Origin of the sequence: Streptomyces sp. DH-12, assembly GCF_002899455.1 — a bacterium.
In the GTDB taxonomy this organism is placed as follows: Bacteria; Actinomycetota; Actinomycetes; order Streptomycetales; family Streptomycetaceae; genus Streptomyces.
This window is the reverse complement of the sequence record NZ_PPFB01000001.1, coordinates 6,472,995-6,492,918: the sequence shown is the minus strand read 5'-3', so window position 1 is coordinate 6,492,918 and position 19,924 is coordinate 6,472,995. Positions and strand designations below refer to the sequence as shown.

Genomic DNA, 19,924 nt, shown 5'->3' with positions numbered 1-19,924 from the left:
ATGAACCTTGCGTCCGTCCTGTCCACCATGCCCGGCGCCGTTCCCGTTCCCGGCCTGGCATCCGCGTGGCGGTGGTCGCCGAACCCGGTGTTCACCTTCACCGCCGCACTCTCCACCGACGGTCGGCACAATCTGCAGGTCAACGTACGTGGCCCCTACGACGAAGCGCTCGTCACGGCGCTGCTCGCCCACGCACGCGCCCATGACGGCACCTTCGTGGGGCAGGGGCGGCCCCTGGTGGCCGTCCGCGGCTTCCACCACGACGGGACACAGTTCGACACCGTGGGGGTGGCGGCAACTGAGGTGCACGGCTACCACGCCACCGAGAACCCCGAGCTGTCCGCCGTCACCTACGCCGTCTTCCCCGCCTACGCCAGTGAGATCTCCGGCAGGGAGAACGAGGAAGAGGCCTGGGGCAGGTTCCGTAAAATGCTTCAGCCGAACAAGCTCGACCGTATCGAGGCGCCGTTCGTCAAGATGCGCTACCACAACACCCGCACCCAGAGCATGAGCAAGGGCGACGCCCGCGGTTTCGCTCCCCTGGACACGCTGGTGCGGGAACTGGAGCTGCTCGACGGCTCCCCTGGCAGCTTCGTCGAGTGGGAAAACCGGCACGGCGCCGTCTGGCGGGTGGACAGCACCGGCACCGGACTCAAGCTGACGCACGACGCAACGCAGGAACCGGTGAACCCCGGCCAATTGGAGACCGCGGCCCGCACCAGCGTTCAGTGAGCCGTTCCATCCTGGAGAATTCCAGGTCAGCAGGGTATGGACGGCTTGGACTGCCGTGCCGATGCGTCGAGCGGAACCGCCGGCGCGTCGCAGGAGCCGCCATGTCTTGAGTGGGGCGAAGGCGCGTTCGCCGAGGGCTCGGAGTCGTGCGTGTCGCGGTTGAACTACTGGTAGTCCTCAAGTTGTCCGCTCGATGTACGTCCCGACGGAGGCGGCGGCAGCGAGCACGTTCTCGCGCCGGCGCCGAGACGAAGACGTCGCCGGCTTCACGCACGACAGCCGCCGCACTCCGAGCAGGCACTTGCCGCATCCGCCGCAAGGACATTCGACCGCATCGAGGTCCGTACCGCGCTCTTCTCCCCCGTTCGAGCACGCATGGCACGGAGAATCGGCGGCACACGCCCCGGCTGGACGCTCTTGGTCAGCCGAGGAAGCTGAGGCGGACCTTGCGGTCGGGGTTGTCCCGGTTGGTGTCGACCAGGCACACGGACTGCCAGGTGCCCAGTTCCAGGCGGCCGTTGATCACCGGGAGCGTCGCGTGGGGCGGGACGAAGGCGGGCAGGACGTGGTCGCGGCCGTGGCCGGGGCTGCCGTGCCGGTGCTGCCAGCGGTCGTCGGCGGGCAGCAGGGTGTGCAGCGCGGAGAGCAGGTCGTCGTCGCTGCCCGCGCCGGTCTCGATGACGGCGATGCCGGCGGTGGCGTGCGGGACGAACACGTTGAGCAGGCCGTCCCGGCCGGCCGCGGTCTCCCGCAGGAAGGCCTCGCAGTCGCCGGTGATGTCGACGACCCGCTCGGCGGAGCCGGTGGTGAGGTTCAGGACTCGGGTGGTGAAGGCGTCGGACATGCGTCCATCCTGACGCACTCGGCGCGGTTCCCGGCGGAGCGCGTCCGGGAAGATCCGCCGCGACCGGGGTGTTGGCAGAAGCGTGAACGGTGTGCGCGAGGTCGAGGTGGTCGTCATCGGCGCCGGGCAGGCCGGCCTGTCGAGCGCCTATCACCTGCGGCGGACCGGCTTCGAACCGGACCGCGACGTCGTGGTGCTGGACCACTCCCCCGGCCCCGGCGGCGCCTGGCAGTTCCGCTGGCCGTCGCTGACGTACGGCAAGGTGCACGGGATGCACGCGCTGCCCGGGATGGAGCTGACGGACGCCGATCCGCGGCGGCCCTCCTCCGAAGTGATCAGCGAGTACTTCGACCGCTACGAGCGGACGTTCGGCCTGCGGGTGCGCCGTCCGGTGGACGTGCGCGCGGTGCGGGAGGGGTCCGGCGGACGGTTGCTGGTGGAGACCTCGCGGGGCGCCTGGGCGACCCGGGCGCTGATCAACGCGACCGGCACCTGGGACCGGCCGTTCTGGCCCCGCTACCCCGGCCAGGAAACCTTCCGCGGACGGCAGTTGCACACCGCGCGGTATCCGGGTCCGGAGGCGTTCGCCGGGCTGCGGGTGGTCGTGGTGGGCGGCGGCGCGTCCGGCACCCAGCACCTGCTGGAGATCGCGCCGTACGCGGCGGCCACCACCTGGGTGACGCGGCGGCCGCCCGTCTGGCGGGAGGAACCCTTCGACGAGGACGCGGGCCGTGAGGCCGTGGCCCTCGTCGAGGAGCGCGTCCGGCAGGGGCTGCCGCCGCGCAGCGTGGTCTCCGTGACGGGACTGCCGCTGAACGACGCGATCCGGCGAGGACTCGCGGACGGGGTCCTCGACCGGCAGCCCGTGTTCGACCGGATCGAGCCCGACGGCGTGGTGTGGGCGGGGGGACGCCGGGCGGCGGCGGACGTGATCCTGTGGGCGACCGGGTTCCGGCCCGCCCTGGACCACCTCGCGCCGCTGCGGCTGCGGGAGCCGGGCGGCGGGATCCGCGTGGAGGGCACCCGGACGGTCGCCGACCCGCGGATCCACCTGGTCGGCTACGGACCCTCCGCCAGCACCGTCGGCGCCAACCGCGCGGGGCGCGCGGCGGTCCGGGACATCAGGCGGCTGCTGGCCGGGGAACCGGCCGCCGCGGCCTGAACGGCGGTCACCCGGGGGAGGGCTGGGCGGACGTCTCGGCGGCCCTCTTCCGTTCGGCCTCCGCCTCGGCCACGTTGCGCTGGTGCTCCGCGAGGTCCGCGGTGAAGCGGGTGTCCCCCGGCCGGACCGTGACGAAGTACAGCCAGTCGCCCGGGGTGGGGTTGATCGCGGCGCGCACGGCGTCCTCCCCGGGGTTGTCGATGGGGGTCGGCGGCAGCCCCATGCGCTGGTAGGAGTTGTAGGGACTGTCGATGCCGGTGTCGGCGGGGGTGGCGCGCGCCTTGGTCCGGTTGAGGGCGTAGTCGACGGTGGAGTTCATCTGCAGCGGCATGCCGCGCTCCAGCCGGTTGAAGACGACCCGGGCCACTTTGCCCATGTCGGCCTTCGTGGCAGCCTCTGCCTGGACGATGCTGGCGACGGTGACCGTCTGGTAGACGTTCATCGCGTTGCGCTGCGCCCCGGCGGCTACGGGGGCGCCGTTGAACGTCTTGTTGGCCTTGTCGACCATCCGGGCCAGCAGCTTCTGCGGGGTGGCGTTCTCCGGAAGCGGATACGTGTCCGGGAAGAGATAGCCCTCGGGGTTGCCCTCCGCCTCGTCCGGCAGCTTCAGGTCCGCCTTGGCGAGGGACTTCTCGGTCGTCCCGGCGGGGAGCTCGAGAATCTTGTCGATGGCGGCGTAGACCTGGCCGGCCCGCCATCCCGCGGGGACCACCAGGGCGTCGGGGCGGGGCTCCTCCTCGTCGCCCATGAGCAGCAGCGGCACCGCCACGGCGGTGCCGGCCACGACGGCCCCGAGCGTCGCCAGGGCGAAACGGCCGCGGCGCGTCAGTCGGATCGGGTTCCGTGACGGAGTGTTCGTCTGCATGCGGGAACGGTAACCCTCATATCGTCACAAATCCGGCATATTTTCAGCTTGTCGGCTCCAGTCGGGCGTCCCGTCGTACGAGGGCCGCGTACCGTCCGCCGCGCTCCAGCAGTTCCTCGTGGGTTCCGCGTTCGACCACGCGCCCGGAGTCGAGGACCACGATCTGGTCGGCGCCGCGGACCGTGGAGAGCCGGTGGGCGATGGTGATGGTGGTGCGGTCGGCCGACAGCGCGTCGATGGCCGCCTGCACCGCCGCCTCGGTACGGGTGTCCAGCGCGCTCGTGGCCTCGTCGAGGACGAGCACCGGAGGGTCGCGCAGGATGGTCCGGGCGATCGCGAGGCGCTGCTTCTCCCCGCCGGAGAAACGGTGGCCGCGCTCACCGACGACGGTGTCGTAGCCGTCCGGCAGAGCCGCGATGTGGTCGTGGATCTGCGCGGCCTTCGCCGCCGCGTGCAGTTCCACGTCGGTGGCGTCGGGCTTGGCGAAGCGCAGGTTGTCCGCGACCGACGCGTGGAAGAGGTACGTCTCCTGGGAGACGACGCCCACCGCACGGGCCAGGGTGTCGAAGTCGAGGTCGCGCACGTCCACCCCGTCGAGGGTGACCCGCCCGCCCGTGACGTCGTACAGCCGGGGCACCAGGTGGCCGAGCGTGGACTTGCCGGCGCCGGTCGGGCCGACGACGGCGAGGCTGCCGCCCGGCGGGACGGTGAGGTCGATGCCGTCGAGGACCGGGCCGCCCTTGCCGTCGTAGCCGAAGGAGACGTTCTCGAAGCGGACCTCGCCCTTGACCCGCTCCAGGCGCACCGGGTCCTCGCGCTCGGTGATGTCGACGGGCAGGTCGAGGTACTCGAAGATGCGCTGGAAGAGGGCGAGCGAGGTCTGGATCTGCACGCCGGTGGAGAGCAGGCTCACCGCCGGGCGGAACAGGCCCTGCTGGAGCGAGACGAACGCGACGATGGTCCCGATGGACACGCCGGGTCCGCCCGAGTGCAGGGCGAGGCCGGCCGTCCAGTAGATGACCGCCGGCATCGCGGCCATGACGATCGTGATGACCGCCATCCGCCAGCGGCCGGCCATGTTCGACCGCACCTCCAGGTCGACCAGCCGCTCGGACTCGTCGGCGAAGGCGGCGGTCAGCGAGTCGGAGCGGCCCATGGTGCGGCCGAGCAGGATGCCGCTGACCGACAGCGACTCGGTGACCGTGGCCGCCATCGCGGCCATCTGCTTCTGGCGCCGTGTGGTGATCTTCTTGCGTTCGTTGCCGACGCGGCGGCTGATCCAGACGAAGACCGGCAGCAGCGCCAGCGACACGGCCGTCAGCCGCCAGTCGAGCGCGAGCATCGCCACGATCGTCGCGACCACGCTGGTGAGGTTGGAGACCAGGGAGGTCGCCGTGGAGGTCACGGTGGCCTGCATGCCGCCGATGTCGTTGGCGATGCGGGACTGCACCTCGCCGGTGCGGGTGCGGGTGAAGAAGGCGAGCGACATGCGCTGCAGGCGCCCGTAGACGGCGGTGCGCAGGTCGTGCATGACACGCTGGCCCACGGTCGTGGAGATCAGGGTCTGCAGCACGCCGAAGACGCTGGTCAGCACGGCGCTGAGGATCATGCCCAGCGCCAGCAGGCTGAGCAGGCCGGTGCGGCCCTCGGGCAGGGCGACGTCGAGGATCGCCTTCAGCAGGAACGGCGAGGCGACCGAGACGAGCGACGACGCCCCGACGAGCAGTCCGACGATCGCGAGGCGGCCCCGGTAAGGACGGAAGAGGCGCAGGATGCGCCGCACCTGCCGGGGCTCCTGCTCGGCTCCGGCGGGCGGCGTCCATGCGGGTGCGTGGTCGGGGTGCATGGTCTCCTTCGGGGTGCGCGGGGGGTCGGCCGGGCGTCCGGACCGGTTCAGCGAACAGCATTCATTGTTACCTGCACTCACAATGAATGGCATCCTGATAATGTTCCCGCATGACCGCCCCCGACCCCGACGGCCTGCTGGCCGAGCAGCTGCTCCGGCTCACCCGCCGGGTGCACCGCATCCAGAAGCGCCACCTGGAGCGGCGCGAGCTCGGCATCACTCCTGCCCAGTCCCGGCTGCTGCGCACCCTCGCGCACTACAGCTCGCCGCCCCGCATGGCCGACCTCGCGGAGCGGCTGGAGGTGGTGCCCCGCGCGGTGACCACGCTGGTCGACGGGCTGGAGACGCACGGCAAGGTGCGCAGGGTCCCGGATCCGGCCAACCGACGAGTGATCCGCATCGAGCTGACCGACGAGGGGCGCGAGGCGCTCCGCGAACTGCGCGCGGCGCGGCGGGCGGCCGCGGCGGAGATCCTCGCCCCGCTGGGGGAACGGGAGCGGGAGCAGCTCGGGGAGCTGCTGAACACGCTGGTCGACGGACCTTCGGTCCCGCCCTGCGAGGAGGGGCCGACCGGGCGGCCGGGCGGGCCCGAGGACTGACGTCCCGCCCGGGCCCCCGGGCTGAGCAGGAGCTCCGCGCGCGGGGCGGTGGCCGGGAAAAACCGGTTGCCCGCGGCTGGGCGGCAAAGACAACCTGTCACGGTTTGCTGCCGCCGTCCGAGGACGACCGCGGCTGCTGCTCCGAGCCCCTGGGACGCCATGCAGATTCACGACCTTCCGTACCCCGATCCGGGCGTGCCCGACGCCCGCTCGGGTCCTCGATTCCTGTGGTGGCTCTTCCGCAACCAGCTGACCGGGCAGCTGAAGTCGCTGGCCTGGGGCCTGCTGCACTTCGCGTCCGTGGCCTCGCTGCCGTTCTGCGTCGGCGTCGCCGTCCAGGCCGCGGTCGACCGCTCCGGCGGACGGCTCGCGCTGGCCGGCGGGCTGATGGCACTGGCCTGTGCGGGCAACGCGGTCGGCGACACCTTCCTGCACCGCTCCGCCGTCACCAACTGGATCACCGCCGCCGCGCGCGTGCAGCAGTTGCTGGGCCGCAAGGCAGCCGTGCTGGGCTCGGTGCTGACCCGGCGGGTGGCCGCGGGCGAGGTCGTCGCCGTCTCCACCGGCGACGTGGAGAAGATCGGCTGGTTCGTGGAGGCCCTGTCGCGGTTCACCGCCGCCGCGGTCACCGTGGTCGCGGTCACCGTCGGTCTCCTCCTCCACCAGCCCGCCCTCGGTGTCGTCGTCGCCGCCGGACTGCCCGTACTGGCGCTCGCGGTGCTGCCGCTGCTGCCCAAGGCCACCCGGCGGGCGGACGTCCAGCGCGAGAAGGCCGGACGGGCCACCGAGCTGGCCTCCGACACCGTCGCCGGGCTGCGGGTGCTGCGCGGCATCGGCGGCGAGGACCTGTTCCTCGACCGCTACCGGCACGCGTCGCAGGAGGTCCGCCACGCCGCCGTGCGCAGCGCGCGGATGTGGTCGCTGATCGCCGCCGTGCAGGTGCTGCTGCCGGGTCTGCTGCTGATCACGGTGGTCTGGTACGGCGTCCACCTGGCCCGCGAGGGCCGGATCGCCGTCGGCGAGCTGGTCACCGTCTACAGCTCGGTGATGCTCCTCACCTACCCTCTGCGGCATTTCGAGGAGATCGCGATGGCCTACTCCTTCTCGCGCCCCTCGGCCCGCCGGGCCGCGCGGGTGCTGTCGCTGGAGCGGGCCACGGACACCTCCGGAACGCGCGCCGCCGAGACCCCCGCGGGCGACCTCCACGATCCGGAGACGGGGCTGCTCGCCCCGTCCGGGCTGCTCACCGCCGTGGTGTGCGGCGACCCGGACGCGGCGGGGCGGCTGGCCGAACGGTGCGGCGGGCACGCCGCGCACGAGGGCGCCTCGGTCCTGCTCGGCGGGGTGCCCCTCGACGAACTGCCGCTGGACAGCGCCCGCACGGCCGTGCTGGTCCAGGACAAGGACCCGGTGCTGCTCTCCGGCACGCTGCGGGAGCTGCTCGACGTGCCCGCGTCCGGCGCGGTCGACCCGCGGGCGGCGCTGGAGGCCGCGCAGTGCGGGGACGTGCTGGCGGCGCTGGTGCAGGGGTCGCTGGGCGCCGAGGATCCGATGGACGCCCGCATCACCGAGCGCGGGCGGTCGCTGTCCGGCGGGCAGCGCCAGCGGCTCGCGCTCGCGCGGTCGCTGGTCACGGACCCGGAGGTGCTGGTCCTGGACGAACCCACCTCCGCCGTCGACTCGCACACCGAGGCACGCGTCGCGCGGGGCGTGCGCGACCTGCGGGCCGGGCGCACCACCGTGGTGTTCACCTCGTCCCCGCTGCTGCTGGACCGCGCCGACCGGGTGGTGTTCCTGCACGACGGCACGGTCGTCGCGGCCGGCGGCCACCGCGAGCTGGTGCGCACCGAGTCCCGGTACCGGGCCGTGGTGACCCGCGAGACGGCGGAGGAGCCGGCGCCGGCCGGGCTGCGCGCGGACGAGGTCCCGCACGGCCTCGAGGAACTGGAAGAGCTCGAAGAGATCGAGGAGACGGCATGATCGGCGTGGCGCCACCGGCGTACGACCCGGCGGCCCCGTCCGCGGCCGGCACGCTGCCGGTGGGGGCGCCCGCGACCGTGCGCGCGTACGTGGCCGAGCTGCTGCGCCGGCACCGGCGGGCCTTCCTGCTGCTGGTCACCGTGAACACGGTGGCGGTGATCGCCTCGATGGTCGGGCCGTACCTGCTGGGCGGGCTCGTGGAACGGGTCTCGTCCGGCGAGCGGGAGCTGCACCTGGAGCTCACCGCGACGCTGTTCGTGGCCGCCCTCGTGGTCCACGCGGGGTTCGTCCGGCAGGTGCGGCTGCGTGGGGCGATGCTCGGCGAGCGGATGCTGGCGGACCTGCGCGAGGACTTCCTGGTGCGGTCGGTGGGGCTGCCGCCGGGCGTGCTGGAACGGGCCGGCACCGGTGACCTGCTGTCGCGCATCACGACCGACGTCGACCGGCTCGGCAACGCCATGCGCGAGGCCGTGCCCCAGCTGGCGATCGGCGTGGTGTGGGCGGCCCTGCTCCTCGGCGGCCTGGTCGTCACCGCGCCGGAACTGGCGCCGGCGGTGCTGGTCGCGGTGCCGCTGCTGGTGGTGGGGTGCCGCTGGTACTTCCGCCGGGCGCCGGGCGCCTACCGCTCGGAGGCCGCCGGGTACGCGGCGGTGGCCGCCGCCCTCGCCGAGACCGTGGACGCCGGGCGGACGGTGGAGGCGCACCGCCTCGGCCCGCGCCGCGTGGCGCTGACGGACCAGCGGGTGCGGGAGTGGACGGCCTGGGAGCGCTACACGCTGTGGCTGCGCTCGGTGCTGTTCCCCGTCGTCAACATCACCCACGTCACGGTGCTCGGATCGGTCCTGATGACCGGCGGGGTGTTCGTGCTCCAGGGCTGGATCGGCGTCGGCCAGCTCACGACGGCCGCGTTGATCGCGCAGATGCTGGTGGACCCGGTCGGGCTCATCCTGCGCTGGTACGACGAGTTGCAGGTCGCGCAGGTGTCGCTGGCGCGGCTGGTCGGCGTGCGGGACATCGAGCCGGACGCGGGGGACCCCGCCGTGACGCCCGAGGGGCGCCGGGTGCGGGCGGACGCCGTGCACTTCGGCTACCTGGAGGGCGTGGACATCCTGCGCAAGGTGTCCCTCGAGGTGCCGCCGGGGACGCGGATGGCCCTGGTGGGCCCCTCGGGCGCCGGCAAGTCCACGCTGGGCCGGCTGCTCGCGGGGATCTACGCGCCCCGGGAGGGACGCGTCACCCTCGGCGACGCGGAGCTGTCCCGCATGACCGCGGAAGGGGTCCGCTCCCACGTCGCCCTGGTCAACCAGGAACACCACGTCTTCGTGGGCTCCCTCCGCGACAACCTGCGGCTCGCCCGCACCGACGCGGAGGACGCCGAGCTGTGGGCGGCGCTCGGCGCGGTCGACGCGGACGGCTGGGCGCGGGCGCTGGAGAACGGTCTCGACACGGAGGTCGGCTCGGGCGGGTTCGCGCTCACCCCGGCGCAGGCGCAGCAGATCGCGCTGGCCCGGCTGGTGCTGGCCGACCCGCACACGCTGGTCCTCGACGAGGCGACCTCGCTGCTCGACCCGCGCGCGGCGCGCCACCTGGAACGCAGCCTGGCCCGGGTGCTCGACGGAAGGACCGTCGTGGCCATCGCCCACCGGTTGCACACGGCCCACGACGCGGACGTGATCGCCGTCGTCGAGGACGGCCGCATCAGCGAACTGGGCAGCCACGAGGAACTGGTCACGGCGGACGGGGCCTATGCGGCCCTGTGGCGTTCCTGGCACGGGTGAGCGGGGCACGCCCCCCGGGGCCGTCGGTCACGGGGCGTCCCTGAAGCGGGGCACGCCCCCCGGGGCCGTCGGTCACGGGGCGTCCCTGAGGCGGGCGTGTCCTCGGGCGTCCCTCCCCTGGGGCAGGCACCGTCCTGCCCCCGCCGGTGTGGCGCCCTGCCGTGGGGCACGCCTCGCCGGCAGGCACCGGCTGCCGGCGGGGACGGCGGACCGGCGTCCGCCGGTTGCGACGGGTGGCGTTGCGGGGTCGGGAGATGCGGTGGAAGGCTGGAAACAGGCATCGGCTCGGGGGCGCCCGGGGTCCGGTGGAGCGGGTCCGGGCGGATTCGGTGCCCGTGGAGCCGGCCCGGTGCGGGCCACGGCGGGCGACGCCGCCCGCCCCGTCCCTGGAGGTGTCCGTGAACAGCGTTGACGGTTGGGGAGACGACGTCTACCAGCCCGACGCGTCCGAGATCCAGGACGACGCCGGTCTGCTGGACGCCGAGGACACGCTGGAGACCGACGATGTCGACGACCCCCTCGACCGGGGCTGGTCGCCTCCCGAGCGGCCCTGGGCCGTGGAGCACTACGGCGTGACCGCCGCCGAGCGGCGCCGGGGCGAGACGCTGGACCAGCGGCTGGCCGAGGAGCTGCCGGACCTGGTCGTGCCGGACGGCGACGGCCTCGGTGATTCCTCCGGCACCGACGGGGAACTCCTGGACAACGAGGTCGGTGCCGTGCGCTCCGGCCGGCTCGTCGCCCCTGACGAAGGGACGCACGAGGACGAGGAGGAGGCGCTGGTCGCCAGCGACGTCGGCATCGACGGCGCCGCCGCCTCCGCCGAGGAGGCCGCCGTGCACATCGTCGACGAGGACGGTCTGCCCGGCTGAACCCGCCCCTGCCCGGCCGCGTCGCGGAACCCAACCCGCCCGAGGAGCACCCATGCAGCAGGACAAGCACCCCGACTACCACCCGGTCGTCTTCCGGGACCGGGCCGCCGGATTCGCCTTCCTCACCCGGTCCACCGCGTCCAGCGAGCAGACCATCGAGTGGGACGACGGCGAGACCTACCCGGTGGTGGACGTGGAGATCTCCTCGGAGAGCCACCCGTTCTACACGGGCAAGGCCAGGACCGTGGACACCGAAGGCCGCGTCGCCCGCTTCGAGCGCCGGTACGGCGGCGGGAGCCGTGAGGACGGCGGCTGACCGACGGTCGGCCGTGCGCGCCGTACAGCGTCCAGGGGCATCGGCGTCTATATGACGTTGAGCGCCGCCGCGCAGCCCACCCCGCCCAGCAGCATGAACGCCGGCATCAGCACCTTCAGCTCCACCCAGCTGCCCGCGCGGAACCGCAGTGCCTTCGGCGGGCCGATGGGGTACCAGCGCTTGCGGCCGACGGGTATGGGCCACAGGATCGGGCAGCCGGAGACGGTCAGCGCGTCCCCGATGTCGTGCACCAGCGCACCGAGGACGATCGGCAGGCCGAGCCACAGGTACTCCTGGCCCGGCTCGGTGAACAGCCAGCCGGCTCCGTTGCCGGGCTCGTCGAGGATGCCCGCGATGATCCAGGCGCTGGTCGCTGCCAGCAGCCACACCAGCACGTCGCTGCTGGAGCCGCGCGTCGCCCGCCACAGCAGGCCCTCGATGGCCAGCACCATGTGCACGAAGAGGATGAACAGGACCGCCCAGCGGCCGCCGGTGATCGCCAGGGCCGAGGTGCCGCCGCCGATGAGGACCGCCCACAGCCAGGTGTGGGTGAGGGTCCGGTGACCGCCCGAGCGGCGGGGATCGCCCGGCTTCTTCGTCGCCTTGTAGACCGCGTAGGACAGCTTGTCGACGATCTCGCACAGTCGGCGTGACACGGGGCCGAAGGAGCGCGAGATGGTGGCGGCCTTGTGGTCCAGGTCCGGGGCGAGGGCGGCCCCGGCGCAGATCAGCGCACCGGCCAGCAGCACCGGCCAGGGCATCGGGCGTCCGGCCGCGGCCGTCGCCGCCCCGACCCCGAGCCAGGCCGCGGCGCCCGACAGTGAGTGTGCTGGTCCCATCATCGCCTGTGCCCGCCCATTCCTCTTGTGCCGCCGCCCTGTTGACCGGGGACGGAGACGCTGCGCCGGCGACACAGCGTAGCGGTAGTGATTTTCGAGCCGACAGCCGATTCCCGCATCGAACGGGTGGGCAGGCAAAATAGGGTGGTGACCCTTATCGATCAGCTGCCGCCGACCGCCGACCCCGACGCCCTTTACGAAGCCTTCGAGTCGTGGGCGCAGGAACGCGGTCTCACTCTCTATCCGCACCAGGAGGAGGCGCTGATCGAGGTGGTGTCGGGGGCGAACGTCATCGTCTCGACGCCCACCGGCTCCGGCAAGAGCATGATCGCCGCGGGCGCCCACTTCGCGGCGCTGGCCCGGGACGAGGTCACCTTCTACACGGCCCCCATCAAGGCCCTGGTGTCGGAGAAGTTCTTCGAGCTGTGCAAGATCTTCGGCACCGAGAACGTCGGCATGCTCACCGGTGACGCGTCCGTCAACGCCGACGCCCCGGTGATCTGCTGCACCGCCGAGGTGCTCGCGTCGATCGCGCTGCGCGACGGCAAGGACGCCGACGTCGGCCAGGTCGTGATGGACGAGTTCCACTTCTACGCCGAAGCCGACCGCGGCTGGGCCTGGCAGATCCCGCTGCTGGAGCTGCCGCAGGCGCAGTTCGTGCTGATGTCGGCGACGCTCGGTGACGTCTCCTTCTTCGAGAAGGACCTCACCCGGCGCACCGGCCGGTCCACCGCCGTGGTCCGCTCGGCGACCCGGCCCGTGCCGCTGTCGTACGAGTACCGGTACACCCCGCTCACCGAGACGCTGACCGATCTGCTCGAGGCCCGGCAGGCGCCGGTGTACATCGTGCACTTCACGCAGGCGCAGGCCGTGGAGCGGGCGCAGGCGCTGATGAGCATCAACATGTGCACGCGGGAGGAGAAGGACCGGATCGCCGACCTGATCGGCAACTTCCGTTTCACCACCAAGTTCGGCCGCAACCTCTCCCGTTACGTGCGGCACGGCATCGGGGTGCACCACGCCGGCATGCTGCCCAAGTACCGGCGGCTGGTGGAGAAGCTGGCGCAGGCGGGCCTGCTGAAGGTCATCTGCGGCACCGACACTCTCGGCGTGGGCGTCAACGTGCCCATCCGCACGGTGCTGTTCACCGCGCTCACCAAGTACGACGGCAACCGGGTGCGCACACTGCGGGCGCGGGAGTTCCACCAGATCGCGGGGCGCGCCGGGCGGGCCGGCTTCGACACCGAGGGCTTCGTGGTGGCCCAGGCGCCGGAGCACGTCATCGAGAACGAGAAGGCGCTGGCGAAGGCGGGCGACGACCCGAAGAAGCGCCGCAAGGTGGTGCGCAAGAAGGCGCCCGAGGGTTTCGTCGCGTGGAGCGAGCAGACCTTCGAGAAGCTCATCGCGTCCGAGCCGGAGCCGCTGACCTCCCGCTTCCGCGTCACCCACACCATGCTGCTGTCGGTGATCGCCCGGCCCGGCAACGCCTTCGAGGCGATGCGCCGCCTGCTGGAGGACAACCACGAGCCGCGCAAGCAGCAGTTGCGTCACATCCGGCGGGCGATCGCCATCTACCGCTCGCTGCTGGACGGCGGCATCGTCGAGACGCTGGACCGGCCGGACGCGGAGGGGCGCATCGTGCGTCTCACCGTCGACCTGCAGCAGGACTTCGCGCTCAACCAGCCGCTGTCCACGTTCGCGCTGGCCGCGTTCGAACTGCTGGATCCCGAGTCGCCGTCGTACGCGCTGGACATGGTGTCCGTGGTGGAGTCCACGCTGGACGACCCGCGGCAGATCCTCGCCGCCCAGCAGAACAAGGCGCGCGGCGAGGCGGTCGCCGCGATGAAGGCCGACGGGGTGGAGTACGAGGAGCGCATGGAGCGCCTCCAGGACGTCACCTACCCCAAGCCGCTGGAGGAGCTGCTCTTCCACGCGTACAACACGTACCGCAAGTCCCACCCCTGGGTCGGCGACCATCCGCTGTCGCCGAAGTCCGTGGTCCGGGACATGTACGAGCGGGCGCTGTCCTTCACGGAGCTGGTGTCCCACTACGAGCTGGCGCGCACCGAGGGCATCGTGCTGCGCTACCTCGCGAGCGCCTACAAGGCGCTGGAGCACACCATCCCCGACGACCTGAAGTCGGAGGACCTGGAGGACCTGATCGCCTGGCTGGGCGAGACGGTGCGCCAGGTCGACTCCAGCCTGCTGGACGAGTGGGAGCAGCTGGCCAACCCGGAGGAGATGACCGCCGAGGAGGCCCAGGAGAAGGCCGACCAGGTCAAGCCGGTCACGGCCAACGCCCGCGCCTTCCGGGTCCTGGTCCGCAACGCCATGTTCCGCCGGGTGGAGCTCGCCGCCCTCGACCAGGTGGACGAGCTGGGCGAGTTGGACGCCGAGTCCGGCTGGGACGCGGACGCGTGGGGCGAGGCGATGGACAAGTACTGGGACGAGTACGAGGAACTCGGCACCGGTCCCGACGCCCGCGGCCCGAAGCTGCTGATCATCGACGAGCAGCCGGAGAACGGGCTGTGGCGGGTCCGCCAGATCTTCGACGACCCGAACGGCGACCACGACTGGGGCATCAGCGCCGAGGTCGACCTGACCGCCTCCGACGCGGAGGGCCGTGCCGTCGTGCGGGTCACCGACGTCGGCCAGCTGTGAACACAGGAGAGACACACCCATGACGAACCCGGCCGAGAGCCTCGTCGCCCTGCTCGACCTGGAGCAGATCGAGGTCGACATCTTCCGCGGCCGCAGCCCGCAGGAGTCCTTGCAGCGGGTCTTCGGCGGACAGGTCGCGGGCCAGGCACTGGTCGCCGCCGGCCGCACCACGGAGGGCGACCGTCCGGTGCACTCGCTGCACGCGTACTTCCTGCGCCCGGGGCGTCCCGGGGTGCCGATCGTGTACCAGGTGGAACGCGTGCGGGACGGCAGGTCGTTCACCACCCGCCGGGTCACCGCCGTGCAGCAGGGCCGCACGATCTTCAATCTGACCGCCTCCTTCCACAAGCCTGAGAAGGGGAGTTTCGAGCACCAGTTGCCGCCGGCCCGTGAGATGCCGGACCCCGAGTCGCTGCCGACGGTCGCGGACGAGATCCGCGAGCATCTGGGCGCGCTGCCGGAGCAGTTGGAGCGGATGGCTCGCCGCCAGCCCTTCGACATCCGCTACGTCGACCGGCTGCGCTGGAAGCCGGACGAGATCGAGGGCGCCGAGCCGCGCAGCGCGGTGTGGATGCGCGCGGTCGGGCCGCTCGGTGACGACCCGCTGGTGCACACCTGCGCACTGACCTACGCCAGCGACATGACGCTGCTGGACGCGGTGCGGATCCCGGTGGAACCGCTGTGGGGCCCGCGCGGTTTCGACATGGCGTCGCTGGACCACGCGATGTGGTTCCACCGGCCGTTCCGGGCGGACGAGTGGTTCCTGTACGACCAGGAGTCACCCATCGCCACGGGCGGCCGCGGGCTGGCCCGCGGCCGGATCTACGACCGGGAGGGCCGCATGCTGGTCTCGGTCGTCCAGGAAGGGCTCTTCCGGGCGCTGTAGGTCCGGGGCCGGCTCGGTCACCGGATGCGCCGGGCACACCGGACGGTCCACGCACCGCGCGTCGCGGCACACGGGTGTCTCGCGTCGCCGGCACCGCCGCTCGCGGGTGTTTCAAGCCACCGGGCGCCGCCCGCTCACGGGCGCGTCGCGGCTCGGCCGGGGCGGTGACGCCACCGTGCGAGCAGGCCTCGGCGTCTGGCTCGGTCAGCGGGAGCGAGGGTGTCCCGACCGGCCGGGGCCGAGGTTGCGGATCTTGCGGACCGTGCGGGCGGGGGCGCGGACGCCCGGGGCGCGGGTACGGTTCGGGGGGACATGGGCGGACGGGACGCGGACCGCTCGGCCGCCGGTACAGTCCGGCAGGACGCGGGCGGCCGGGGAGCCGGGCGGTGGGCGCGGGCCTCGTCCACGAGCCGGGCCAGGTCGGCCCGCAGCCAGGCGATCTCGTCGGGGTCGCGGGCCGTCATGAGGTCGGCCGCGATCTGCGCCCCCGGCGAGTCCGGGCCGCCGCCGCTGCCGGGCGGCCGGCGGCGGAGCCCGTGGAGACGGGACCGGTCGTGGGGGTCCCGCACCACCTGCGCCACATGCAGCGGGTCGAGGAAGGACGCGACGGCCCCGGCACGTGCCCAGGGGTCCTCGGCCTCGCGGAGCAGGAAACCCAGGTGTCTGCTGCGCCAGTTGCGGGGCCGCAGGTCGGTCCCGGCGTCCAGCAGACCGCGCAGCCCTTCGGGCGTACGCCCGGTCAGCAGTGGCGCGTTCTTTTCGTCGTCGCCGAACAGCCGCACCTCGTCGGCGAGATAGAGCCAGACCACGGCGCGGTAGCGGTTCAGGTAGAACGCCACGGGAACCAGCAGGCCGAGCCTCGCCAGCCGCGTGAACCGGGTCTTCGGCACCCCCAGCATCGCGGCGCCCTCCGCGGTCCCCACGGCATGCACGCTGCGGCGCAGCGTCTCCGGGAACCCCGGCCCGGCACGCAGCCGCTCGATCTCCGCCCGCGGGACCCGCCGCTCCCCCGCTGCCCCGCCGGGCCCCGTGCGGATCCGGCCGAGTCGCACGGCCAGGTCGAACTCCGTGCGCCGCAGACCGAGTTCGCGGGCCGCGCGGCCCGTCGTGACCCAGGCGTCGGCCTTCGCCACGACCGGACCGACACCCGTGTCGTAAGCCGTGACGGATCGCTGCGTGCCGGTCGTCGACTGTCGGGACATGCTCGTCTCCCCCGTGTTCGTGGAGGGCCGGCGCCGGTTGCGCCCGCTCCGGGAAAGACGGTATCCGTTCCGTCACGCTGCGTGGCGAGCCTGTGGACAACCTCCACCGCGACGACGAACGCGCAGGTCAGGATCCCGGCCCTGGCTCCGGTCGGCGGCTGTCGACGCCCAGGTGCTCGCCGACCCGGTTGACGAGCAGCGTCATCTCGTAGGCGATGTGTCCGATGTCGGCCTCGGCGCCGCTGAGGACGCACAGGCAGCTTCCGGAGCCGGCGGCGGTGACGAACAGCACCGCCTCGTCGAACTCGACCATCGTCTGGCGCACCCCGCCCGCGCCGAAGTGCCGCCCCGACCCCTTGGCGAGACTGTGCAGCCCGGACGAGACGGCGGCCAGGTGCTCGGCGTCCTCGCGGCGCAGGCCGGTGCTCGCCCCCGTCACCAGGCCGTCGTTCGAGAGGATCAGCGCGTGCCGCACGTGGTCGACGCGCTGGGTCAGGTCGTCCAGCAGCCAGTCGAGTCGCCGGTTCTGCTCCATGTCGTGTGTCTCCCCCTGTTGTCCCCGTGTGCCCCGTGTGTCGTCCCCTCCGGTCGGGAGGGTCCCTGCGCCAGCCTTCCCCACGACCGGGCGGCGGGCAAGGAAGATGAGAGCCATGGGACAGAAGATGACCGAGGAAGAGTGGCGGGAGTTCGTCTCGTACGGGACCCGCACCGGGAAACTGGCCACCGTCCGGGCCGACGGCCGTCCGCACCTGGCGCCGGTCTGGTTCGTCCTCGACGGGGACGAGGTGGTGTTCACCACCGGCACGGCGACCGTGAAAGGACGCAACCTGGCCCGTGACGGGCGGATCGCGCTCTGCGTGGACGACGACCGGCCGCCGTTCGCGTACGTGGTCCTGGAGGGCCGGGCGCGTCTCTCGGAGGACCCCGGGGAGCTGCGGCACTGGGCCGCCCGGATCGGCGCGCGGTACATGGGCGAGGAGCGCGCCGAGGAGTTCGGCGCGCGCAACGGCGTGCCGGGCGAGCTGCTGGTCCGGGTGCGGATCGACAAGGTGCTGGCCGAAAAGGGCGTGGCGGACTGACGTCGGGTGGGCAGGCCCCCGGTCGTCGGTCCCCCCACCGGGGCGCCTCCTTGCCCGTGCCGAGGCCACGGTCCTCGCCTCGACGGCGTAGCCGCTGCCGGCGGGTTCGCCGGTGACGCGCACCCGGGTGCGGGGCGGTGAGAACTGCGCCGCGCTCTCGATGATCTCGGCGAGGAGGTGGGTGAGGTCCCGGTGACGGCCGCGCCGGCGCCGGGCGTCTCCACACGCTGCCGCACCTCCACGCGCGCGTGGTCCTCCGCCTCGGAGACGGCCGCGCGCACCACGTCGGTCAGCGGCACGGGCTTGCGCCGACCGCGACCGGGGGTGGCGCCGGAAAGGAGGACGAAGCTCTCCGGACGGCGAGGTGATCGAGGCGGGAAAGGCCGCTCAGTCCGTCCGGGGCGACGTCGAGACTGGTGGTGACCCGGAGACGCCAGGGGGCGCGGGCGCACTGAGGGGGTGCGTTCGGACAGCAGCGCAGAGGTGACGCACCGGTGGTGCGGGCCGACCGTACCGCGCTCGAAGGCGCACACGGTGTCGCCGGTTCCGGCGAGGGATCATGCGGGCATGAGTGACGACCACACACATGTCCAGGAGTTCTTCGGCGCCCGCGCCGCCGACTGGGACCGCCGCTTCCCCGACGACGGCCCGGCCTACGCCGCCGCGGTCGCCGGGCTGGGGCTGCGCGAGGGCGACCGGGTGCTGGACGCGGGCTGCGGCACCGGGCGGGCGCTGCCCGCGCTGCGCGCGGCGGTGGGCCCGTCCGGGGTGGTACTGGGCGCGGATCTGACGCCGGCGATGCTGCGGGAGGCGGTGCGGGCCGGACGGGACGGGGACGGGACGCTGCTGCTGACGGACGTGGCGGCACTGCCGTTGTGTTCGTCCTCACTGGACGCCGTGTTCGCGGCGGGGCTGATCGCGCATCTGCCGCACCCGGCCGAGAACCTGCGGGAGATCCGCCGCGTGGTGCGGCCCGGCGGGGTGCTCGCCCTGTTCCATCCGATCGGACGAGCCGCCCTCGCCGCGCGCCAGGGGCGTCAGCTCACCCCGGACGACCTGCGCGCCGAGCCGAATCTGCGGGCGCTGCTGACGAGTGCGGGCTGGCGCATGACGTCGTACGTCGACGAGGACACGCGGTTCCTGGCGCTGGCGGTGCGGGACGGCTGAGCGGCCTTCCGAGTTCCGCGGGGCTTGCGTACGGCGTTCCGCGGACGGGCCTGAGCGGGCCTGCGCGCTGGTCGATTCGCCCCCGTACGACTGGGAACCTTCAGCTCCGGGCACGGGTGCGGGGTCGTGACAACGGCCTCGGGGTCGGCATATCGTGCGCGCCGACGGGCGAACCGATGGGGAGGCTGGGATGGCCGGGACGGACGAGGGAGCCGTCGCCGCCGACGACGCGCTCTATGTGCTGACGGCGGCGCTGCTGACGCCCGCGAAGTTCCCGAGCGTACTGGGCGACGACTACCCGGAGGCGTGTGCGGCGCTCGGCCTTCCGCCGGTGGCCGACGGATACGGGCTGGTGCTCGGCCAGGACGGGGAAGGCGCCCGGTGGACCGTGGTCGTCGACGACGTCTCGCTGGTCGCGGTCGCCATCGCGTCCTGGGACTGCGGCATGGAGCAGGAACTGTCACCGGACGAGCGCACGGTCGTCGCCGCGCTGCCCGGCTGGCCCCTCGCGGTGGCCGTGGCGGCGCCGAACGTGCCCGCACCGCACGACCCCTCCCCCGACGTGGCGGACATGCCGCCGCTGTCGCCGCCCGACGCGGAGGTGTGGGGCCCGGCCCAGCGGCGTCTGGGAGCCGACGAGATCGCGCTGCAGTGGGCGACGTGGCGGGAGCAGGTGGACGATCCGGCGGTCCCGGCACCCGGTGCGGCTCCGGAGGCCGACGCGGGCTCCGGGACGGACGCGCACGGCGAGGAGGGCGGGGCCGCGGGGACGTCGGTGGGCGGGCACAGCGGAATCCGCCGCGCGCTGGCCGAGGCGCGCGCCTACATCGGCTCGCCGCCTCCACTGGGCCGGGTGCGGTCCTCCTTCGCACCGGGCGGCGCGCGCACCCTGCGCGCGGACGGACCCGGGTGGTCGCTGGTCGCCCGGACGGACGACATCGCCTTCGTCCTGCTCGACGACGAACCGGGAGAGGTGCTTCCGGTGCGCCGAGGGCCTGAGCTGCCGGGGCTGCTCAAGGCGCTTGACGAGATGGCCGTACGGCCGCTGTGAGCGGGCGCGCGGGGTAGGACGCCTTGGCGGGCGGGGCGGCAGCCGCCG

Annotated in this window: 18 protein-coding genes and 1 pseudogene; 12 read left to right on the top strand and 7 right to left on the bottom strand. The window is 73.0% G+C overall.

What is annotated here, in order from left to right; genetic code table 11:
• Complete coding sequence (locus C1708_RS28355) at positions 1-732, top strand: hypothetical protein (protein WP_106415353.1); 732 nt, start codon at positions 1-3, stop codon at positions 730-732.
• 9 nt (positions 733-741) lie between these two features.
• Here the strand turns inward: C1708_RS28355 and C1708_RS28350 are convergent.
• Together C1708_RS28350 and C1708_RS28340 are read right to left on the bottom strand one after the other, a co-directional pair.
• Positions 742-894 (bottom strand): annotated as a pseudogene (locus C1708_RS28350) (IS5/IS1182 family transposase); the annotation flags it as partial.
• A gap of 259 nt (positions 895-1,153) precedes the next feature.
• Positions 1,154-1,576 (bottom strand): secondary thiamine-phosphate synthase enzyme YjbQ, encoded by a 423-nt coding sequence (locus tag C1708_RS28340; protein ID WP_106415352.1) that lies wholly within the window; start codon positions 1,574-1,576, stop codon positions 1,154-1,156.
• A gap of 82 nt (positions 1,577-1,658) precedes the next feature.
• On the opposite strand from C1708_RS28340, the gene C1708_RS28335 reads away from it, so the two are divergent.
• Positions 1,659-2,738 (top strand): FAD-dependent oxidoreductase, encoded by a 1,080-nt coding sequence (locus C1708_RS28335; protein ID WP_198602615.1) that lies wholly within the window; start codon positions 1,659-1,661, stop codon positions 2,736-2,738.
• Between the two features lie 7 nt (positions 2,739-2,745).
• On the opposite strand, the gene mltG is transcribed toward C1708_RS28335, so the two are convergent.
• Both mltG and C1708_RS28325 read right to left on the bottom strand, forming a co-directional pair.
• Positions 2,746-3,603: an endolytic transglycosylase MltG gene (mltG, locus tag C1708_RS28330; protein ID WP_106415351.1), complete on the bottom strand. Its 858-nt coding sequence runs from the start codon at positions 3,601-3,603 to the stop codon at positions 2,746-2,748.
• Between the two features lie 43 nt (positions 3,604-3,646).
• Complete coding sequence (locus C1708_RS28325) at positions 3,647-5,449, bottom strand: ABC transporter ATP-binding protein (RefSeq protein WP_106415350.1); 1,803 nt, start codon at positions 5,447-5,449, stop codon at positions 3,647-3,649.
• A 110-nt stretch (positions 5,450-5,559) separates the two neighbouring features.
• Here C1708_RS28325 and C1708_RS28320 point away from each other — a divergent pair, with 110 nt between their 5' ends.
• From C1708_RS28320 to C1708_RS28300, 5 genes are all read left to right on the top strand, one after another.
• Complete coding sequence (locus C1708_RS28320; protein ID WP_106415349.1) at positions 5,560-6,048, top strand: MarR family winged helix-turn-helix transcriptional regulator; 489 nt, start codon at positions 5,560-5,562, stop codon at positions 6,046-6,048.
• 159 nt (positions 6,049-6,207) lie between these two features.
• Complete coding sequence (locus tag C1708_RS28315) at positions 6,208-8,028, top strand: ABC transporter transmembrane domain-containing protein (protein ID WP_106415348.1); 1,821 nt, start codon at positions 6,208-6,210, stop codon at positions 8,026-8,028.
• Positions 8,025-9,806 carry an ABC transporter ATP-binding protein gene (locus C1708_RS28310; RefSeq protein WP_106415347.1) on the top strand — a complete coding sequence of 594 codons (1,782 nt, stop codon included), beginning with the start codon at positions 8,025-8,027 and terminating at the stop codon, positions 9,804-9,806. The genes C1708_RS28315 and C1708_RS28310 overlap by 4 nt, the downstream gene beginning before the upstream one ends.
• Positions 9,807-10,204: 398 nt before the next feature.
• On the top strand, positions 10,205-10,675 hold the full coding sequence (locus tag C1708_RS28305; RefSeq protein ID WP_106416520.1) for a DUF5709 domain-containing protein: 471 nt from the start codon (positions 10,205-10,207) through the stop codon (positions 10,673-10,675).
• Positions 10,676-10,727: 52 nt separating this feature from the next.
• Entirely contained in the window at positions 10,728-10,991 is a 264-nt protein-coding gene (locus C1708_RS28300) for a type B 50S ribosomal protein L31 (protein WP_106415346.1), read from the top strand.
• A gap of 47 nt (positions 10,992-11,038) precedes the next feature.
• On the opposite strand, the gene C1708_RS28295 is transcribed toward C1708_RS28300, so the two are convergent.
• A complete protein-coding gene (locus C1708_RS28295; protein ID WP_106415345.1) occupies positions 11,039-11,833 on the bottom strand; it encodes a metal-dependent hydrolase in 795 nt (264 codons plus the stop codon).
• A 144-nt stretch (positions 11,834-11,977) separates the two neighbouring features.
• Between C1708_RS28295 and C1708_RS28290 the strand changes: the two genes are divergently transcribed.
• Complete coding sequence (locus C1708_RS28290) at positions 11,978-14,491, top strand: DEAD/DEAH box helicase (RefSeq protein ID WP_198602614.1); 2,514 nt, start codon at positions 11,978-11,980, stop codon at positions 14,489-14,491.
• A 19-nt stretch (positions 14,492-14,510) separates the two neighbouring features.
• Complete coding sequence (locus C1708_RS28285) at positions 14,511-15,377, top strand: acyl-CoA thioesterase (protein ID WP_106415344.1); 867 nt, start codon at positions 14,511-14,513, stop codon at positions 15,375-15,377.
• Between the two features lie 134 nt (positions 15,378-15,511).
• Here the strand turns inward: C1708_RS28285 and C1708_RS28280 are convergent, their stop codons facing one another.
• Together C1708_RS28280 and C1708_RS28275 are read right to left on the bottom strand one after the other, a co-directional pair.
• Positions 15,512-16,579 carry a DUF6397 family protein gene (locus tag C1708_RS28280; RefSeq protein ID WP_106415343.1) on the bottom strand — a complete coding sequence of 356 codons (1,068 nt, stop codon included), beginning with the start codon at positions 16,577-16,579 and terminating at the stop codon, positions 15,512-15,514.
• A gap of 127 nt (positions 16,580-16,706) precedes the next feature.
• Positions 16,707-17,114 carry a roadblock/LC7 domain-containing protein gene (locus C1708_RS28275; RefSeq protein ID WP_106415342.1) on the bottom strand — a complete coding sequence of 136 codons (408 nt, stop codon included), beginning with the start codon at positions 17,112-17,114 and terminating at the stop codon, positions 16,707-16,709.
• Between the two features lie 115 nt (positions 17,115-17,229).
• Here C1708_RS28275 and C1708_RS28270 point away from each other — a divergent pair, with 115 nt between their 5' ends.
• From C1708_RS28270 to C1708_RS28255, 3 genes are all read left to right on the top strand, one after another.
• Positions 17,230-17,658 carry a PPOX class F420-dependent oxidoreductase gene (locus C1708_RS28270; RefSeq protein WP_106415341.1) on the top strand — a complete coding sequence of 143 codons (429 nt, stop codon included), beginning with the start codon at positions 17,230-17,232 and terminating at the stop codon, positions 17,656-17,658.
• Between the two features lie 567 nt (positions 17,659-18,225).
• Positions 18,226-18,825, top strand: coding sequence for a class I SAM-dependent methyltransferase (locus tag C1708_RS28260; RefSeq protein WP_106415340.1), 600 nt, complete (start codon positions 18,226-18,228; stop codon positions 18,823-18,825).
• A gap of 190 nt (positions 18,826-19,015) precedes the next feature.
• Positions 19,016-19,876: a hypothetical protein gene (locus C1708_RS28255; protein WP_106415339.1), complete on the top strand. Its 861-nt coding sequence runs from the start codon at positions 19,016-19,018 to the stop codon at positions 19,874-19,876.
• Positions 19,877-19,924: the final 48 nt, after the last annotated feature.

What these genes read in the sequence shown, in the direction of transcription:
- C1708_RS28355 (WP_106415353.1), top strand. Translation starts at nt 1, where the DNA reads ATGAACCTTGCGTCCGTCCTGTCCACCATGCCCGGCGCCGTTCCCGTT.
- C1708_RS28340 (WP_106415352.1), bottom strand. Translation starts at nt 1,576, where the DNA reads ATGTCCGACGCCTTCACCACCCGAGTCCTGAACCTCACCACCGGCTCC.
- mltG (WP_106415351.1), bottom strand. Translation starts at nt 3,603, where the DNA reads ATGCAGACGAACACTCCGTCACGGAACCCGATCCGACTGACGCGCCGC.
- C1708_RS28325 (WP_106415350.1), bottom strand. Translation starts at nt 5,449, where the DNA reads ATGCACCCCGACCACGCACCCGCATGGACGCCGCCCGCCGGAGCCGAG.
- C1708_RS28320 (WP_106415349.1), top strand. Translation starts at nt 5,560, where the DNA reads ATGACCGCCCCCGACCCCGACGGCCTGCTGGCCGAGCAGCTGCTCCGG.
- C1708_RS28315 (WP_106415348.1), top strand. Translation starts at nt 6,208, where the DNA reads ATGCAGATTCACGACCTTCCGTACCCCGATCCGGGCGTGCCCGACGCC.
- C1708_RS28310 (WP_106415347.1), top strand. Translation starts at nt 8,025, where the DNA reads ATGATCGGCGTGGCGCCACCGGCGTACGACCCGGCGGCCCCGTCCGCG.
- C1708_RS28300 (WP_106415346.1), top strand. Translation starts at nt 10,728, where the DNA reads ATGCAGCAGGACAAGCACCCCGACTACCACCCGGTCGTCTTCCGGGAC.
- C1708_RS28295 (WP_106415345.1), bottom strand. Translation starts at nt 11,833, where the DNA reads ATGATGGGACCAGCACACTCACTGTCGGGCGCCGCGGCCTGGCTCGGG.
- C1708_RS28285 (WP_106415344.1), top strand. Translation starts at nt 14,511, where the DNA reads ATGACGAACCCGGCCGAGAGCCTCGTCGCCCTGCTCGACCTGGAGCAG.
- C1708_RS28280 (WP_106415343.1), bottom strand. Translation starts at nt 16,579, where the DNA reads ATGTCCCGACAGTCGACGACCGGCACGCAGCGATCCGTCACGGCTTAC.
- C1708_RS28275 (WP_106415342.1), bottom strand. Translation starts at nt 17,114, where the DNA reads ATGGAGCAGAACCGGCGACTCGACTGGCTGCTGGACGACCTGACCCAG.
- C1708_RS28270 (WP_106415341.1), top strand. Translation starts at nt 17,230, where the DNA reads ATGGGACAGAAGATGACCGAGGAAGAGTGGCGGGAGTTCGTCTCGTAC.
- C1708_RS28260 (WP_106415340.1), top strand. Translation starts at nt 18,226, where the DNA reads ATGAGTGACGACCACACACATGTCCAGGAGTTCTTCGGCGCCCGCGCC.
- C1708_RS28255 (WP_106415339.1), top strand. Translation starts at nt 19,016, where the DNA reads ATGGCCGGGACGGACGAGGGAGCCGTCGCCGCCGACGACGCGCTCTAT.